This window comes from Methanobrevibacter sp. (assembly GCF_015062935.1).
In the GTDB taxonomy this organism is placed as follows: Archaea; Methanobacteriota; Methanobacteria; order Methanobacteriales; family Methanobacteriaceae; genus Methanocatella.
The window spans coordinates 25,153-43,614 of record NZ_SUTM01000015.1 but is presented as its reverse complement, the minus strand read 5'-3'; the positions used below and the strand labels follow the sequence as shown (position 1 = coordinate 43,614).

General features: G+C 28.7%; 17 protein-coding genes. 15 read left to right on the top strand and 2 right to left on the bottom strand.

Annotated features, from left to right (window positions below; all coding sequences use genetic code 11):
- Positions 1 to 12 precede the first annotated feature (12 nt).
- A complete protein-coding gene (locus E7Z81_RS08120; protein ID WP_292746155.1) occupies positions 13 to 1,440 on the bottom strand; it encodes an oligosaccharide flippase family protein in 1,428 nt (475 codons plus the stop codon).
- 400 nt (positions 1,441 to 1,840) lie between these two features.
- Here E7Z81_RS08120 and E7Z81_RS08115 point away from each other — a divergent pair, with 400 nt between their 5' ends.
- From E7Z81_RS08115 to E7Z81_RS08065, 11 genes are all read left to right on the top strand, one after another.
- Positions 1,841 to 3,847 (top strand): pyruvate formate lyase family protein, encoded by a 2,007-nt coding sequence (locus tag E7Z81_RS08115; protein WP_292746153.1) that lies wholly within the window; start codon positions 1,841 to 1,843, stop codon positions 3,845 to 3,847.
- Positions 3,848 to 4,112: 265 nt separating this feature from the next.
- Positions 4,113 to 4,910, top strand: coding sequence for a DUF4422 domain-containing protein (locus E7Z81_RS08110; RefSeq protein ID WP_292746151.1), 798 nt, complete (start codon positions 4,113 to 4,115; stop codon positions 4,908 to 4,910).
- 113 nt (positions 4,911 to 5,023) lie between these two features.
- A complete protein-coding gene (gene neuB, locus E7Z81_RS08105; RefSeq protein WP_292746149.1) occupies positions 5,024 to 6,058 on the top strand; it encodes an N-acetylneuraminate synthase in 1,035 nt (344 codons plus the stop codon).
- Positions 6,059 to 6,060: 2 nt separating this feature from the next.
- On the top strand, positions 6,061 to 7,194 hold the full coding sequence (gene neuC, locus E7Z81_RS08100; RefSeq protein ID WP_292746147.1) for a UDP-N-acetylglucosamine 2-epimerase: 1,134 nt from the start codon (positions 6,061 to 6,063) through the stop codon (positions 7,192 to 7,194).
- Between the two features lie 5 nt (positions 7,195 to 7,199).
- Positions 7,200 to 8,207 carry a Gfo/Idh/MocA family oxidoreductase gene (locus E7Z81_RS08095; RefSeq protein ID WP_292746145.1) on the top strand — a complete coding sequence of 336 codons (1,008 nt, stop codon included), beginning with the start codon at positions 7,200 to 7,202 and terminating at the stop codon, positions 8,205 to 8,207.
- A 1-nt stretch (position 8,208) separates the two neighbouring features.
- Positions 8,209 to 9,144: a Gfo/Idh/MocA family oxidoreductase gene (locus tag E7Z81_RS08090; protein WP_292746143.1), complete on the top strand. Its 936-nt coding sequence runs from the start codon at positions 8,209 to 8,211 to the stop codon at positions 9,142 to 9,144.
- Complete coding sequence (locus E7Z81_RS08085; protein ID WP_292746141.1) at positions 9,141 to 9,881, top strand: acylneuraminate cytidylyltransferase family protein; 741 nt, start codon at positions 9,141 to 9,143, stop codon at positions 9,879 to 9,881. Before E7Z81_RS08090 ends, E7Z81_RS08085 begins: the two co-directional genes overlap by 4 nt.
- Before the next feature lie 8 nt (positions 9,882 to 9,889).
- The gene (locus E7Z81_RS08080) at positions 9,890 to 10,291 is read left to right on the top strand and encodes a DapH/DapD/GlmU-related protein (RefSeq protein WP_292746139.1); all 402 of its coding nucleotides are present in this window, start codon (positions 9,890 to 9,892) and stop codon (positions 10,289 to 10,291) included.
- 108 nt (positions 10,292 to 10,399) lie between these two features.
- Positions 10,400 to 11,515: a DegT/DnrJ/EryC1/StrS aminotransferase family protein gene (locus E7Z81_RS08075; RefSeq protein ID WP_292746137.1), complete on the top strand. Its 1,116-nt coding sequence runs from the start codon at positions 10,400 to 10,402 to the stop codon at positions 11,513 to 11,515.
- An 8-nt stretch (positions 11,516 to 11,523) separates the two neighbouring features.
- The gene (locus E7Z81_RS08070) at positions 11,524 to 12,504 is read left to right on the top strand and encodes a UDP-N-acetylglucosamine 4,6-dehydratase family protein (protein WP_292746135.1); all 981 of its coding nucleotides are present in this window, start codon (positions 11,524 to 11,526) and stop codon (positions 12,502 to 12,504) included.
- Between the two features lie 28 nt (positions 12,505 to 12,532).
- The gene (locus E7Z81_RS08065) at positions 12,533 to 13,333 is read left to right on the top strand and encodes a DUF4422 domain-containing protein (RefSeq protein ID WP_292746133.1); all 801 of its coding nucleotides are present in this window, start codon (positions 12,533 to 12,535) and stop codon (positions 13,331 to 13,333) included.
- Here the strand turns inward: E7Z81_RS08065 and E7Z81_RS08060 are convergent.
- Entirely contained in the window at positions 13,330 to 14,361 is a 1,032-nt protein-coding gene (locus E7Z81_RS08060; protein ID WP_292746131.1) for a glycosyltransferase family 52, read from the bottom strand. The genes E7Z81_RS08065 and E7Z81_RS08060 overlap by 4 nt on opposite strands.
- 115 nt (positions 14,362 to 14,476) lie before the next feature.
- Between E7Z81_RS08060 and E7Z81_RS08055 the strand changes: the two genes are divergently transcribed.
- From E7Z81_RS08055 to E7Z81_RS08040, 4 genes are read left to right on the top strand one after another with little or no spacing between them, the layout of a single operon-like run.
- Positions 14,477 to 15,184, top strand: coding sequence for a class I SAM-dependent methyltransferase (locus E7Z81_RS08055; RefSeq protein WP_292746129.1), 708 nt, complete (start codon positions 14,477 to 14,479; stop codon positions 15,182 to 15,184).
- Positions 15,185 to 15,194: 10 nt separating this feature from the next.
- The gene (locus tag E7Z81_RS08050) at positions 15,195 to 16,268 is read left to right on the top strand and encodes an aminotransferase class V-fold PLP-dependent enzyme (protein ID WP_292746127.1); all 1,074 of its coding nucleotides are present in this window, start codon (positions 15,195 to 15,197) and stop codon (positions 16,266 to 16,268) included.
- Positions 16,265 to 17,593, top strand: a complete 1,329-nt coding sequence (locus E7Z81_RS08045) for a Gfo/Idh/MocA family oxidoreductase (protein ID WP_292746125.1) — start codon at positions 16,265 to 16,267, stop codon at positions 17,591 to 17,593. Before E7Z81_RS08050 ends, E7Z81_RS08045 begins: the two co-directional genes overlap by 4 nt.
- Before the next feature lie 13 nt (positions 17,594 to 17,606).
- A complete protein-coding gene (locus E7Z81_RS08040) occupies positions 17,607 to 18,422 on the top strand; it encodes a LicD family protein (protein ID WP_292746123.1) in 816 nt (271 codons plus the stop codon).
- Positions 18,423 to 18,462: the final 40 nt, after the last annotated feature.

The window sequence follows — 18,462 nt, the reverse complement described above, 5'->3', positions numbered from 1 at the left end:
TGTCCGTAATTGTTAGTTTCTTCCTAAAATCTCTTTTACAATATATTTGTCGTCATCATCAAATACTCTTAAAATGAAAATTGTTACAAAATATATTATTATTCCTACTGGAATAGCTATCCACATATTTAAGTTTAAGAAATATAATGCAATTCCTAATATTGCAGATCCGATAATTATTTTTCCAATACTTAAGTAAAATTTTTTATCTGGGGATATAATCTGTTTCATAGAGTATAAATATAGGAATAGGAGTAATAAATCAGTCAATACTGTTGTAATTGCAGCTCCATTATATGTGTATTTAGGAATCATAAATAAGTTCAAAACTACATTAAATATTACAGCAATGAAATTGAGTTTTGTCACTGTCATTTCTTTAAATGAAGCATTTAAAACGGTTGCTATTGATGCATTGAAGAATACTAAGCAAACTGTCCATATTAATATGGATAAAGGTGTTGAAGCAGCCGCATATTCTCTGCCGAAGAATAAAACAACAATATCTGTTGAGTAAAATTGAGTTGCAATAGCAATTGGGATGATGATAAGCATTAGATATTTAGTTGACTTTTCAAAACTAACAGATAACATTTTCTTATCATTTTTAAACATTCTGCTCATTACAGGAAATATAACTGCAGTATAAACTCCATAAAATAAGGTTAAAACAGAAATAAGTCTATAAGTTGCATTATATATTCCTGTTGCATAGTCTCCGGCCATAGGGGTAAGCATAATCATGTCAACGGAATAATAAAGTGTGGATAATAATCCACTTATTGCAAATGGGATTGAGGCAAGTGTTATTTTCTTACAGAATTCTTTGTCAAAGTTGATGGTAACTTTTGTAATATGCTTATTAAATGCATAAAATATGTAAATTAGTGCAATAATGTTTGAAAGGACATATGCAAAAGTTATTCCAAAAATACCTGTATCTGTAAAAATTACGATGAAAACAAAAAGTAGTAATAATGAATTCATTATTGTATTGCCAATTGCTTGATATTTTCCTTCTTCAACAGCTTGAAATGTGCTACTAAATAAACTAAAGAATGATTTAATAATAGATTCTATTGTAAACAGTAGTGTTATTTGAATTGTAAGTGGGTTACATTTCATTATTATTAATATAATTAATGATATTCCAAAATTAAATGTAGAAAATAAAGATTTTAAAGGAATTGCATTTCCCAGGTAATGATTAGCCGAATCATAATCTGTCGCTACATGTCTGATGATATGGGTTCCAACACCTAAATCATTTAATACAGTTAAAATTCCTGTAAATGATATTGCAAATCCTAAAATTCCGTAATCATTAACTCCCAAGTATTGTGCAATAACGATTGTCCAAATAAACCCGCAAATACTGGCAATTATTTGTGATATTAATAGCCAACTCATATTTTTAAATATTTTTCGCACTTGACTCATAAAATCAACAGTTTTAAATTTTAATTATAAATTTCTTCTAAAATGATAATTATTTAATTTAAATAGTTTAATTAATTAAAAGTGTAATATATTTTCTTTAATCTTCTTTATTAAAGTTTGTATAAATAAATTTTTTGTCAATTTTAGTATTAACTGATTTATGACTAAAATTTATTAAAAACTATTTTTTGAAGATAATATTTTTTATAACTAAAAAATGTTCGGTTTTTATTTAATATCTTATTTTAATAGTATCTTCTTTGAAATTAATTTTCACTATTGAATTATTTTACAAAATTTTATGTATAATGGATAAATAATATAAAAATGACTAATATGATTTGAGCATATATTCAAAGTAGAGTTTTATATTTATTTATAAATTGAATTTGGTGTATTTATGGTTAATTTAATACTAAATCTCAAATCAATCCTTTTAAAGCTAGGATTTTTTGAGTATGCAAAAAAAATATTAATTTTTAAGGCGTTGTCAAAAAAATTAAATAAATATTATTCGAATAATATTTTTAAGAGATTACATGATTTTTATACTCCTTCTTTAAAACAGACAAAAGGAAAACAAATACAAGATTTATTTGCAAAAATTAATATTAATATTCCTAAAGAAGGATTTATTTTCACATTAGACTCTTGGAAATGTTTAAATTATGAAAATAGGATTATAGGAAATATTACTATGGATTATAGTAAAATTTTAAATAATTCGATAGAAGATTTGAAAGTATTTTATAATACTCAAAATGAATTTTCATCAAATCAATTAGATACATTAAAAGCTTTTGAAATATTAATTGATCGTGAAATTGAGGAATTGATGTCATCTAATCGCGAAGATAAATTTGAATATATAGCTTATCTGGAAAATATTAAATTTAAAAAAGCAGAATCGTTTAAAGAAGCATTACAAAGAATTTTATTTTTTAATCAAACATTATGGCAAACAAATCATCATTTAAATGGTGTGGGAAGGATTGATTTAATTTTGAATGATTTGTATGAAAAGGATAATATTAGTAAAAACGAAGCATATGAACTAATTAAAGATTTTATAATAAAACTTCATAGTTATTATTATTTCAAAAGTGATGCACTTGCGGGAGACACTGGCCAAATCATTGTTTTAGGAGGATTAAATGAAGATAATTCCTATTTTTGCAATGATTTAACATATTTATTCATTAATGCTTTAAAAGAACTTAACTTACCTGATCCAAAAATCATTTTGAGATATTCTGATAACACACCGGATGATTTGATGGAGCTTGCTGTTGAAACATTGGCTACTGGAATTGGTTCACCATTATTGTCAAATGATGATTTAGTCATAAAAAATTTAATAGAATTTGGATATGAAAAAGAAGATGCATATAACTATATTGTTTCTGCCTGTTGGGAACCTGCGCCAGTAGGTAAAGGTTTAGAATTAAATAATGTTAATCTTATTATCTTTTTAAAACCATTAAATGAGTTATTGGATAATGAAGAATTATCAAAATATTCAAACTTTAACGAATTCTTGGAGGATTATAAAATTTATCTGAAATATCATGTAAATGAAATTTTAAATCAAATTAATAATTATGTTTGGGAAGAAGATCCAATTATTTCATTATTCATTGATAATAATAATAATGATGTATCGGAAGGTGGTGCTGTTTATAATAATTATGGATTAACTTCAGTATCATTATCGAATACTGTAAATAGTTTGTATAATATAAAAAAATTAGTTTTTGATGATGAAAAATACTCCTTTGAAGAATTAAACGAAAGTCGAAAAGCAAATTTTCAAGATCAAGTATTATTAAATGAACTTAAAAACCAAAAAAGATTTGGGATGGATGATTCGGAAATTATTAGATTAACTAATGAAATTATATGTTTTGTTGATGATGTTTTTGAGAGTGAAAGAACACGATACGGGGGTAAATTTAAATTTGGATTAAGTGCACCAAGTTACATAAGCGGATCTTTAGATATTTCTGCATCTCTAGATGGTAGAAAGGATTATGAACCGTTTAATGTGCACATCTCTTTAGATGATAATAATGATTACACTGAAATTATGCATTTTGCATCTAAACTGGATTATACTAATCATAAGTTCAATGGGAATGTAGTGGATTTTATGGTTGCTCCAGATTTCATTGAGAAAAATTTCAATAAATTTCTTGATTTTCTTAAAATGAGTTTAAACATGGGTGTTTTTCAGATGCAGCTTAATGTTGTTTCATCAAAAATCCTAATTGATGCAAAGAAACATCCTGATAGATATCCTAATTTAATTGTTCGTGTTTGGGGATTTAGTTCCTATTTTAAGGATTTGCCTATTGAATATCAAGACATGCTAATTAAAAGGGCATGTGATAATGAAAAATTAAACTAAAATTAGAATTATTGAGTGTGTGTTCAAAGTGAGTGAATGAGTTTTATTTATAAAATTATGTCTGAAAAAATAGTTTAATGTCTTGAAAAATAGGTGAAACTAAATTAATTATTTTTTTTTTAACTAACATTAAATTAATTGAAACTAATTATGCTTTTTGGAAAAATATTTCGTATTTTAAGATAAAAAATTATTTAAAATAAAAATTTAAAATATTATTGTAATTAACTAAATATTTTAATTCAATAAATATGCGTGAATTTTGATGAAAACTGAAGTTTATGTTTTAACTCATAAGAAGATAAATGAAAATTATAAATGCCCTCCATATGTTCCTTTATTGAATGGCAGTATTTTTTCGGATGATGATTTTGGATATTTACGAGATGATGTTGGCGATAACATATCTGAACTTAATATTTATTATGCAGAATTGACAGGTCAATATTGGGCTTGGAAGCATTCTGATGCAGATATAATTGGTTTTTGTCAGTATAGGCGTTGGTTTGTAAGAAATATTTTTGGTGATAAATTAACTGTTGATGATATTCAAAATGATTTAGAAAATTTTGATATTATTCTTCCTCAAAAAACTAATTCTCATGATATTTTAAGAGAGGGTATTCAAAAGGCTATAAGCTTAAATCCAGATTATGGTGCAAAATGGGAGGATTATATAAAATTAGAAAATCTTATAAAAAATAAATTTTCTGATTATTATTCTTCATACCAATATCTTATGAATAGTAAAGGAGGATATAATTGTAATATGTTTATTTGTAAAAAAGAAGTAGCTGATGAATATTTTTCATGGCTCTTTGATGTTCTTAATGAATTAAAACAGGTAATTGATTTTTCATCATATCCTGATGATAACCAAAGAATTTTAGGTTTCTTTAGTGAATATTTATTAAATGTTTTTGTTTATAAAAAAGGTCTAAGCATTAAAGAACGTTACATAATTAATACTGATAGGAAATTCCCAATTGTTACAATTTTAGGCAGTAAATTTCCTTTTTTAAAATCAATTGAAAATAATTTAATTAATTATAAAAATAAATAGTATTTTTTATAATATTTTATTTTCTTATTTTAAACTTATTTTTTTAGGCAATACATAAAATTTTATTATATTAATAATATATTATGATATATTGAATTAGTTAGGTTTTTTTCATGATTTTTGATGCTGAATGTAATAAATCGAATGTTAAATCTACATTTATCATTGCTGAAATTGGTGTTAATCATAATGGCAGTATTGAACTTGCTCGTAAAATGATTAAATCAGCTAGTAAATGTGGTGTTGATGCTGTTAAATTTCAAACTTTTGTCAGTGAGGATTTGGTTAGTGAAAATGCAAAAACTGCTGAATATCAGGAAAAAAATACTAATGAAAATTCACAACTTGAAATGCTAAAAAAATTGGAATTGTCATATGATGATTTTTATGAACTTAAAAGCTATGCTGAAGAGTGTGGAGTAGTATTTTTATCTTCACCTTTTGATTTTAAAAGTGTGGATCTTTTAGAGAAGTTAGGTGTTTCACTTTATAAATTGGGTTCAGGTGAACTGAATAATTTTGAACTGATTGATTATGTTTTAAATACTGATAAACCATTAATTTTGTCAACAGGCATGGCTACCTTGGAAGAGATTAAAGAAACCTATGATTTCATTGAAAATAAGGAAAAGTTATGCATTTTGCATTGCATTACAGGATATCCGACTTCATTTGAGGAAGCAAATCTAAATTTCATAAAAACATTACAAAATGAATTGGATGTGCCAATCGGATTTTCAGACCATTCTCAGGGCATAGAACTTCCGATTGCAGCTGTTGCATTGGGTGCATGTGTTGTTGAAAAACATTTTACATTGGATAAAACGCTCGAAGGCCCGGACCATAAGGCGTCTTTAAATCCTGAGGAATTTAAAGCTATGGTAAGTGCAATCAGGCATGTTGAGGTTGCAATGGGGGATGGTGTTAGGAAATTTTCTGAAAATGAAAATGAAATTAAAAAGGTTGCAAGAAAAAGCATCATTTTAAATGATAATCTCAAAAAAGGGGATGTGCTTGAAAAAGAGATGCTGTCAATTAAACGGCCTGGAACAGGTATTGCTCCTAAGTATGTTGATGATTTAATAGGCAAAACAGTTAATAAAGACCTAAAATCAGGTCATGTTTTGCAATGGGAAGATTTGGAATAATTATGTTAAAGAAAGTATTATATATTACTGGAACAAGAGCAGATTACGGTTTAATGCACGATGCCTTGGAATTATTGGATAATGATGAAAATATTCGCCTGGAAGTTGCAGTAACTGGTATGCATTTAATGGAAGAATTTGGATATTCATTAGATGAAGTTAAAAAGGATAATTTTAATTTACATGTTATTAATCAAACATTTTTAAAAGACGATGAGCAGTCAATGTCTGCATTCATTGGTAATCTCATCGGCGATTTAACACAACTGATGGTTGAAATAAAACCTGATGTCGTTTTACTTTTAGGAGACCGTGGTGAAATGCTGGCCGGAGCAATTGTCGCTTCCTATCTGCAGATTCCTGTTGCACATATTCATGGTGGTGATGTTTCATCAACCGTCGATGATTCCGCTCGCCATGCAATAACAAAATTGTCCAATATTCACTTTGCGGCAACTGAAAAAAGCGCATCAAGAATAAGGCAAATGGGTGAAAATCCGGACAATATTTTTGTTGTTGGAGCGCCTGGATTAGATTCAATAATTAAAATTAAAGATAAAATTGATGAAAAGCATTTGAAGGAAAAATATAATATTGCACATGATTTCATTCTTGTATTGCAGCATCCTGTTAGTTTGGAGGTTGAAGACTCATCTAATCAGATTAAACAAACTTTAGATGCGGTAACCTCTACTGATTATCAGATCTTATTGGTTTATCCGAATGCAGATGCAGGCGGAAGGGCAATGATTGAGAAAATAAACGAATATGATGTTGACGCTTATAAGAACATCCCTCACGACGATTTCATTGGTCTTTTGGGGTTAGCCAGTGCATTGATAGGAAACTCAAGCAGTGGAATAATTGAATCTTCTTCATTTAAGCTGCCTGTAATTAATATCGGAACTAGGCAGGCTGGCCGTGAAAAGGCAGAGAATGTTATTGATGTTGATTATGATTCCAATGAAATTTTAAATGCCATGAATTATATTAAAAGTGAAGATTATCAAAATAAATTAAATAATTGTATTAATCCCTATGGAGATGGGAAATCTGGTGAAAATATCTGTAAAATTTTAAATAAGTTAGATATTAATGATGATTTATTAAATAAGAAATTTTTTGAGTTGGAGTGATAAATTTGAATGTTGGTGTAATCGGTTTAGGTTCAATGGGAAAAAGAAGAATTAGACTAATAAAAGAAAATTTTCCTGAAATAAATGTTGTTGGAATTGATAATAGTGATGAGAGATGTAATGAGGTAAAATCATTATTTAATATTGATGTTTTTAATGATTCCAATGAATTTTTTAATTTAGATAATTTTGATGCAGTGTTTATATCAACTCCACCATTAACTCATTCTAATTTAATTAAACAGGCTTTAAATTCAAATTTGAATGTTTTCACCGAAATCAATTTGGTTAGTGAGGGTTATACTGAAAATATTGATTTGTCCAATGAAAATGAGTTAGTCTTGTTTTTATCATCAACACAACTTTACAGAAAAGAAATCAATTACATTGACTCACAGGTTCAGGATTCAGACAAAGTTACTAATTATATCTATCATATAGGTAATTATTTGCCGGATTGGCACCCTTGGGAGAGTTATAAAAACTTTTTCGTGGGAAATAAAAAAACTAATGGTTGTAGAGAAATTTTAGCTATTGAACTGCCGTGGATTGTAAATGTATTCGGCAATATTGAGAAATTGCATGTATCTAAAAATAAGATCACTGATTTGGAAATTGACTATCCAGACAGCTTTTTTATAAATATTATTCATGAAAACGGCAGTCGTGGCGCTTTAATTGTTGATTTGGCATCACGTAAAGCTGTAAGGAACTTGGAAATCATTAACGAGGATATTTATTTGTCTTGGGATGGAACTCCTCAAGGTTTTGAAGAATTTGATTTTGACGTGAATGAAATGAAGAAATTGAATTTATATGAGGAAATCTCAAAAGAAAATGATTATAATCAGACAATCATTGAAAATGCGTATCTTGAAGAAATTAAGGACTTTTTCAGTGTCCTGTCAGGCAATGCAGAATGCGGATTACACTCTTTTGAAAAGGATAAATATATATTGGATATTATTGATAGAATTGAAGAAATCTCTGATAGTGAGGTTTTTGAGGTTTAACATGTTTGATTTAAAGATTTGTTTTGTTGGAATCGGCTCAATTGCTAAAAGGCATATTTCAAATATTAAAAACTATTTGGCTGATGATTTTAACTGTCAGATAGATGCTTATAGAAGCAGCAATTCTCCATTGGATAAGGATATTGCCAAATATATTTCCAATGAGTATCACAGCTATGATGAAGTTCCAAAAGATTATGATGCAATTTTCATCACCAATCCTACAAAACTCCATTATGAAACTCTTAAATTATTTAAGGATAATTCTGAAAACTTTTTTATAGAAAAACCGATTGTCTATTCCGATGATTTAGATAAAAATTTCGATGAATTTAACTCAAAAACATGTTATGTTGCTTGTCCATTAAGGCATGGAAGTGTAATTCAATACCTTAAAGAGAATCTGGATTTAAATCAGGTAAATGGAGTTAGATCAATTTGTTCAACTTATCTTCCCGAATGGCATCCTGATGAGGATTACAGGAAGTCCTATAGTGCAAAAAAGGAATTGGGCGGTGGAGTAAGTATTGATTTAATCCATGAATGGGACTATTTGACTTACCTGTTTGGAATGCCCCATTCTGTGGATGCAATTTTGGATAAAGTATCTACTTTGGAAATAGATACAGAAGACATTGCAGTCTACATTGCAAAATATGATAATCTGCTTTTAGAATTACATTTGGATTATTTTGGTAGGTTTCCAATAAGAGAATTAATGATTTTTAAAGAAGATGAAACTATTATTGGGGATATTTATAATAATCAAATAGTTTTTAAAAATGAAAATAAAGTAATCGATTTTAATGAACAACGCAATGACTATCAAGTTGAAGAATTAAAATATTTCTTTAAATTAATTACAGAAGAAATAGATAATATTAATGATATTCAAAATGCATTAAATGTTATGAAATTGGCTGGAGGAGAATTATGAAATTATTATTTACTATATGTGGGCGTGCTGGGTCAAAAGGAATAAAAAATAAAAATGTTAAAAACTTTTTAGATAAACCTTTGGCTTTATATTCATTATCTGTCATTGATTTATATTTAAAAAAATCAAATTATGATGCGGATATAGTTATAAACACTGATAGTGAAAGTTTGATGGAAATATTCGACAATAATTCTTTACGTTCCGTAGATATAATTGAGAGAAGTGCCGATTTAGCGGGCGATAAAGTTGCCAAAGTTGATGTTATTCAAAACTGTTTGGAAGTTATGGAAGAAAAGAATGGCAATTATGATTTGATAATTGATTTAGACATTACTTCTCCCCTTAGGACAGTAAAAGATTTGGATGACATGATTGAAAAGAAATTGAATACTGATTATGACCTGATTTTTTCTGTAACTGATTCTAGAAGAAATCCCTATTTTAACATGGTTATGGAAACAGAACATGGCTATGATAGGGTAATTAAGTCCAATTTTAATACAAGACAGGAAGCACCTGTGATTTATGACATGAATGCATCAATTTATGTTTACTCCAGAGAGTTCCTACAAAGAAAAGTGGGACTGTTTGATGGAAAATGTGGAATTCATAAGATGTTTGATACTGGAGTATTGGATTTGGACCATGAAAATGACATGTTTTTAATGGAAGTTATTGCAAAATATCTTTTTGAAAATAATGAAGAATTTGCTGAAGTTTACAATAATATTTAGGTGAAATTATGAGTGAAGATAGATTTGATGGCTGGAAAGCTCCTGAAATAAAAGAATGTGAACTGACTAAGTATAATTGGTTGGTTCAAAACAAAGATAATTTGGATTTGGGTTATAAAACTGATATCGGCGCATTTACATATATTAACGCAAAAAATCATGTTGTAATTGAAGATTATGTTCAAATTGGATCTCACTGTTCTATTTATTCAATATCCACTATTGATGATAAGGAAGGGGAAGTTATCTTAAAAGAAAACTGCAGAATTGGAACTCATTCTGTTGTAATGCCTGGGGTTACTGTTGGTAAAAATTCTATTATTGGTGCTTTTAGTTTTGTAACTGAAGATATTCCGGATAATGTTGTTGCTTTTGGCGTTCCGGCAAAAGTAGTGAGAAAATTAGATTAATTGGAAAATTATTTATAATAATTTATATATATTTATTAGTGATTATTTGATTTAAATTTAAAATTCATTGAATTTAAAAGTTATTTTTAGTTTATGTAGGTAGATAAGATGAATGTCCCATTATTTGAAATTTATAATGATGAAGAAGATGTTAAACTAGTTTCTGAACAAATTGCTTCAGGTAAATTTTGGGCTGTAGGTTCAAAGGTCACTGAATTTGAAGACATGATTGCGGAGTATATTGGGACAAAACATGCGATAACATTTAATTCTGGGACTTCTGCTTTACATGCTGCTTTACTTGCTCATGGAATCGGAAAAGGTGATGAAGTCATTGTTCCATCATTCACATTTATTGCAACTGTTAATTCTCCATTATTTGTAGGAGCAAAACCCATTTTTGTAGATATTGAAGAAGAGACTTTTGGATTAAATCCTGAATTAGTTGAAGAAAAAATTACAAAAAATACTAAAGCTATTATTCCGGTTCACTATGGTGGATGCCCATGTAAAATTAAAGCGTTAAAGGACATTGCTGAAGATAATGATTTGGTACTAATTGAAGATGCTGCAGAAGCTTTTGGTGCTTCTGTTGATGGAAAAAATATTGGTACTTTCGGTGATTCAAATATTTTAAGTTTCTGTCAAAATAAGATTATAACAACCGGTGAAGGTGGAGCGGTTGTCACAGATTCTGATGAAATTTATGAAAAATTAAAATTAATCAGGTCTCATGGAAGATTGGAAAGTGGAGACTATTTCTCAACTGTAGGATTATTTGATTATATTGAACTTGGTTTTAACTGGAGAATGTCAAATTTAACTGCAACTTTAGGGATTTCACAAATTAAAAAGGCAGATAAGATTATTGAAATGAGAAAAAATAATGTTGAATATCTTTCTAAAAGAATATTGGAAGAAACAGATGAAATAACTATTCCTGAAGTTCCGCAAGGTTATAATCATGTTTATCAATTATTCTCAGTTTTAGCAAATAAAAGGGATGAATTAATAGATTACTTGTCAGATAATGGAATATCATCTAAAATTTACTTTGATCCTGTTCACAAATCTGAATTTTATAAAAACAGATTAAAATATGATGATGTATTGCCTGTTACTGAGAAAATGCATGAAAAAACAATTACTCTGCCTATGTTTCCTACATTAACAACTGAGCAAATGGATTATATGGCTGATACTATTGGAAAATTCTATAAATAGGTGATTTTATGTTAGATGATTATTATAAAGGAAAAAAAGTTCTTGTTACAGGCGGTTCTGGATCTATTGGTAGAAAAATAGTTGCAGAGTTATTAAACTATGATGTTGATGTTGTAAGAGTTTTTGATAATAATGAAACTGCTTTATTTGATTTGGAGCAAGATTTGAATTCATCCAAAATAAGGACATTTGTTGGAGATATTAGGGATTTAAAAAGACTTGAAAGGGCTTTTAAGGATATTGATATAATTTTTCATGCAGCTGCTTATAAACATGTTCCTTTATGCGAATATAATCCTATGGATGCTGTAAAAACAAATGTTGGAGGAACTCAAAATATTATTGATGCAGCTATTACCTGTGATGTTGAAAAAGTAATTTTAATCAGTACTGATAAGGCAGTAAATCCTGTAAATGTAATGGGAGCTACAAAATTGCTGGCTGAAAGATTAATGATTTCATCCAATGCATATAGTGGAGCTGATGGAACTAAATTTGCATGTGTCAGATTTGGAAATGTTTTAAACTCAAGAGGATCAGTCATTCCTGTGTTTAAAAAACAAATTAAAAATGGTGGTCCTTTAACTATTACAGATGAGGCAATGACTCGTTTTATTATGCACATTCATGAAGCTGCTAAATTGATTTTAGATGCGGGCAGCATCTCTGAAGGGGGAGAAATATTTATCTTAAAAATGCCTTCTGTTAAAGTAACTGATCTTGCTGAAGCAATGATTGAATATTATGCTCCTAAATATGGTTATTCAGTTGATGATATTGAGGTTGAGATTATTGGAAAGCGTATAGGAGAAAAATTACACGAAGAGCTAATGACTCCAGATGAAATATTATATGCTGAAGAAACAAATGATTTATTTATTATTAGAAAAGAATTTGTTGAAAATCATCCTAATTTCATTTATGACTCTTCTGAAATTGGTCAATTATCAAAAAATGATATTTTAAATGTTTTATCTGAATTAGAATGATTTTTTTATTATTTAAGGGATTAATATTATGAATCAAAAAATTGAAATATTTATTTTAACTCATAAAAAGTTTGATGAACAATATGATTCAAATTTGTATAAACCTTTATTAAATGGGTCTTGCATGTTGGATGACGATTATGGATACATTAGGGATGATTCTGGAGAAAATATCTCAAATTTAAATAAATATTTCGCGGAGTTCACTGGTCAATTTTGGGCTTGGAAGAATTCGGATGCTGATATAATAGGTTTTTGCCATTACCGTCGTTGGTTTGTTAGAAATTTAAAATTTGATAAATTAACAAAAAAGGACATAATTAATGATTTATCCAAATTTGATATTATTCTTCCTCAGAAAAGAAGATTAAACGGTACTGTTTCGGAAGTTATTCAAGATAGTTTAAAAATTAATCCTGATTATGGTGTGAAATATGAAGATTATTTGATTTTAGGTGAAACAATAAAAGATTTTTTTCCGGAGTATTACACATCATTTCAGAAAGTGATGAATAGTAAAAGCGCTTATTATAATACTATGTTTATATCTAATAAAAAATTGGCGGATAATTATTTCAAATGGCTTTTTGATATTTTTGAAAAGGTCTTTGATAAAATTGATCTTTCTAAATATCCTAAAAATAATAAAAGAGTATTTGGATTTTTTGGTGAAATTTTATTGAATGTATATGTTTTAAATAATAATCTAAAAATTAAAGAACATTATATTTTGTTTAATGAAAGAAAGTTTCCTGTTTTTGATGTCTTATGTCGTAGATTTCCAAAATTAGTATCTGTTGAAACTAGGTTAGTTTCTTTATTGTCTTAATTTTTTTCATTAATCAATTTAATTAATTCTTCTCTTAGTTTTTTCAGCCTTTCATTTTTCAATTCACCTTGATAAACATATATTTCAGAATTCTTGAAGTTTAATAAGGCTGTTGAAATTGCGGAACAAACGACTGTTGGATTAATATTTATTAAATTTAATAATTCGATTGGAAAATGTTTATCAATAATTTTCATGTTATGGTAAATCTTAGTATAATCCTTTTCATCTCTTGGATGAGGTTTTATGATTATCTCATAATCTGAAAATTTGTCGATAAATTCATCATAGATTTTTAATTCATCCTCATAAGTTGCTAAATTATCTTCACTCAAAGGTTGGGATAAGATTAATGCAGTTTTTCCATCAAAATTAATGTTAGCAACATTGACGTTGAATATATCTAAAATTTCATTCTGTTCGTTGTCAGTTAAGTTATTCCATTTTTTTTCAATGTCAATTACTTCAACTTTATCTTTAATTAATGGATGATTAAATTCACGTGTTAAATAAACAGTTTTTATATTTTTATGGCTTCCTAACGCCTCATTGGCATTTAAAAAGTAAATGCCGCATAAATGGAGAATTTTGTCAATTATCGGATTTATTTTATGGGTTTCACAGATGTTTGGATTGTAATTTTGAAGCCCATCTTCAATGATATTTGAATTTTCATTTTCATAAAACATGTATGAAAAAGGTGTTTGTGCATGTCCGTATATATCAATCTCTTTATTACATGTTTTAATGAAGAATAATATTCTTAATTTAATATATCCATAGAAATATCTGCAGTATCCAAATACATTTTGGAAAATCCCTTTAATTGAATCTGTTGAATACATTTTAGCGCCATATCGGAATGCAACAGGAGGCATTTGAATATGGGGGATATTTTTTGAAACTTCTTTTGGAAACCATGCAGTAAATATAAAAATATCATTCTCATTGTATCCTTTGATTAACAAATATAAGAAAAATGAATATACTGTTGTAACTAGACATACATTTTTATGTTCTTTAGACATGTTTATCCCTATTGTTATTAAAATTAAATTTTATCAATACTAAATTATTTAAACAATTATTTATATAATTTATTTTAAATTTATTTAAATTTAAATTTATTCTAGGAGTTTTATAATGGTAAGATTATACGGTGATAATGAGGATATTAACTCTGATAAAGTTAAAAACTTTTTTGCAGACAGGGCTAATCGTGAGTTGGAAAGTGATTTATCCATTGTTTTATTCCAGAATAAAGAAAACTCAGAACAAAGACATATTGAAGAAAAAAAATTATTACATGAACACATTGATGTAACCGGCAAGAAAGTTCTTGAAGTCGGCTGTGAAATCGGCCGTTGGGTTGAAGCATTGCATGATAAATGCGAATCATATCTTGGTATTGACTATACTGAAGATTTGATTAAAATAGCTGAAGAATCTTATGATTATGATAACTGCAAGTTCCAGGTCATGTCAGCAACAGATATTGACGAGGATGCGCTATTAATCGAGCCTCCATTTGATGTTATTATTTTCAGCGGAGTTTTAATGTACATTAATGATGAAGATATAAAACTTGTTTTTGAAGAATTGAACCGTGTAGGCTCTGTTGATAAAAAATTATTCATAATGGAACCTGTTTCCCATATTGAATCAAGATTGACCCTTAAAGATTTCTATTCTGAAGGTCTTGAAGCAGATTATAATGAAATATACAGAACTGAAGATGAATACATGGAATTATTCAAAGGTTTGAATTACAATAAAGTAATTTCAGATGATATTTTCAAAGATTTAAGCGACCATAGTGAAACCCACTATAAATTTTTCGTAATTGAATAGGTGTGATATAATGTTAAATTTTACAGTAGGTCCTGTAATGAGCAGTGATGAGGTAAGAAAAATCGGCGGTGAGCAAACTCCCTATTTTAGAAATGATGAATTTTCCGAAGTGATGTTTGAAAATGAAAAGTTAATGAAGGAATTTGTTTATGGGGATGAAAATTCAAGAGTTGTTTTTATCACAGGTTCCGGAACTGCCGCAATGGAAGCTACTGTAATGAATGTGTTTTCAACTGAAGACAAGGTTTTAGTTGTTAATGGTGGAGGATTCGGCCAACGTTTCGCTGATTTATGTGATTTGCACAACATTCCATTTGAGGACATCAAACTTGATTTCGGTGAGGATTTAACACCAGATATTTTAAATCAATACGCAGATAATGGATTTACAGGCTTTTTAGTTAATATTTGTGAAACCAGTTCAGGAGTTCACTATGATTTGGATTTAATCAGTGATTTTTGCAATAAGAATGGTATATTTTTAGTCGTGGATGCAATAAGCTCTTTTCTTGCAGATTCAATTAACATGAAAGAACAAAACATCAACACACTGATAACAGGTTCACAAAAAGCCCTAGCCTGTCCGCCAGGAGTTTCAATAATAGTTCTAGATGAAAAAGCACTGGAAAGAGTTGAAAAAAATCCAGTTAAATCAATGTATTTCGATCTTAAGGATGCACTTAAAAATGGTGAGAGAGGCCAAACTCCTTTCACTCCTGCAGTAACTATTCTGCTTCAGATAAATGCAAGATTAAAAGAAATCAAAGCTCAAGGCGGGGTAGAAGCAGAAATCAAAAGAATCTCAAATTTAGCTGAGGACTTCCGTTCAAGAATTAAAGACTTGCCTTTGGAGATAAAATGCAAAAATCTGGGAAATGCAGTTACCAGTGTTTATACAAACTCATCTGCATCTGAAATCGTAAACACCTTAAAAAAAGAATATTCGATTTGGGTAAATCCGAGTGGCGGGCAAGTTGCAGACAAAATGTTTAGAGTAGGCCACATTGGGGATTTGACAATTGATGATAACGACAAGCTTATTGACGCATTGCATGATTTGGAAAAAAGAGGAATACTAAAATGATTAAAGTAATTACCTATGGAACTTATGATTTATTCCATTACGGCCATCAAAGACTTCTGGAAAGAGCTAAAGAACTGGGAGATTACCTGATTGTAGGTGTTACTGCAGATGACTTTGACAAGCAGCGAGGTAAAATAAACGTAAAGCAGTCATTGATGGAACGTATAGAATCTGTAAGGGCAACCGGCCTAGCTGATGAGATTATCATTGAAGAATACGAAGGTCAAAAAATTGATGATATAAAAAGAATGGACGTTGATATATTCACAGTGGGTTCAGACTGGGTAGGTCATTTCGATTACTTAAAGGATTACTGTGATGTGGTTTATTTAGACCGAACTGAAGGAGTTTCAAGCTCACAAATCAGATCTAAAAACAGAAGCATCAAATTAGGTCTTGTCGGTGAAGGAAATATTTTAAAGAAATTTTATGATGAATCCAAATATGTTAATGGTATTGATGTAAATGCAATATGTGTTGACAATGAAAATGAAAGGAAATGCTATGAAAATGAAGATTTGACATTAACGGATAATTATGATGAATTATTAGATATTACTGATGCAGTATTTATCATATCTCATCCTTCAAAACATTACATTCAAATTAAACGGGCTTTAAATAATGGCAAACATGTACTTTGCGAATCTCCATTTGCTTTAACAGAAAATGAATGTATCGAACTCGAAAAACTAGCTAATGACAATAATTTAATATTGATGGATTCAATTAAAACAGCTTATTCTACTGCATATAATCGATTGCTTTTAATACTCAAAGGCGGAAACATAGGTGAAGTATATTCTGTTGATGCAACATGTACAAGTTTAAGGGAATATGATGATAACTCATGGAACAGTATAACTGCATGGGGACCAACAGCGCTTTTACCGATATTCCAGATTCTCGGAATCGATTATAAAAACAAAACTATCAATTCATTAAAGTTAAATAAAGACTCTAATTTTGATTTGTTTACAAAAATAGATTTTCAGTATGAAAATGCTGTTGCTTCAATTAAAGTTGCAAACAGCGTAAAATCAGAAGGAGAACTTATAATTTCAGGTTCAGAAGGTTATGCATATATTCCAGCCCCCTGGTGGAAAACAGATTATTTTGAATTAAGATATGAAAATCAGGAAGACAATAGAAAATACTTCTACCAGCTGGATGGTGAAGGAATAAGATATGAACTTGTAGCTTTTGCAAAATCAATTGAACTTGGTAAAAATAATGCATATGTTGATTTTGAAGTTTCAAGAGCAATATGTAAAATAATGGAAGAATTTGAAAATAATAATATTAATATTATTAATAAATATTAGTCATGGGGATAAGATGAGTGATGATGAAACCCTAAAGCATATTCAGGATGTTGAACTATTAATATTGAAAGATTTTATTGAAATATGTGATGAAAACAATATTGAATATTATCTGTTCTTTGGAACTGAAATTGGTGCCGTTAGGCATGAAGGTTTTATCCCATGGGATGATGACATTGATGTAATTTTATTCAGAGATGATTATGAGAAATTTTTAAAGATTATGGAAGAAAAACCTTCTGAAAAATACACAGTTTTCGATATCAGATATGATGAGGAGTATTTCTTACAATTTGGAAGATTGTCATTAAACGGAACATACTGGGCTGAATATTGGGACAGCCAGATTGATTTTAAATTAGGCATTCACATTGACCTGTTTATTTTAGATAAAGTTCCGGACAATAAAATTAAACGCTTTTTATATATGAGAAGATGCTTGTTTTTATGTAAACTTTGTTCTATTGCTTCTATAAAAATTGAGGAAGGTTCTGCTCTAGTAAAGTTAATTGCAAATACTTCACATTCACTTTTCAATAAAATAGGTTTAACACCTAAATATTACCAAAAGAAAATGCTAAAATTATTTAGAAAGTATGAGCATAGTGATTATAAATATTATGCTGATTTAACTATGAATGAACAACCTCACTTTAAATTAGAAGACTTCAAACCTGCTAAAATGGTTAAATTTGAAGATATTTATGCAAAAATTCCAAATAATCAGGAGGCAACATTAGGCCAAATCTTTGGTGATTATATGCAACTTCCTCCTGAAGAAGACCGTGTTGCCCATATTCTAAATGAAATTGATTTCGGCCCATATTAAATAACAATAATTATATAAAAAATAAATTATTAAATTTTAA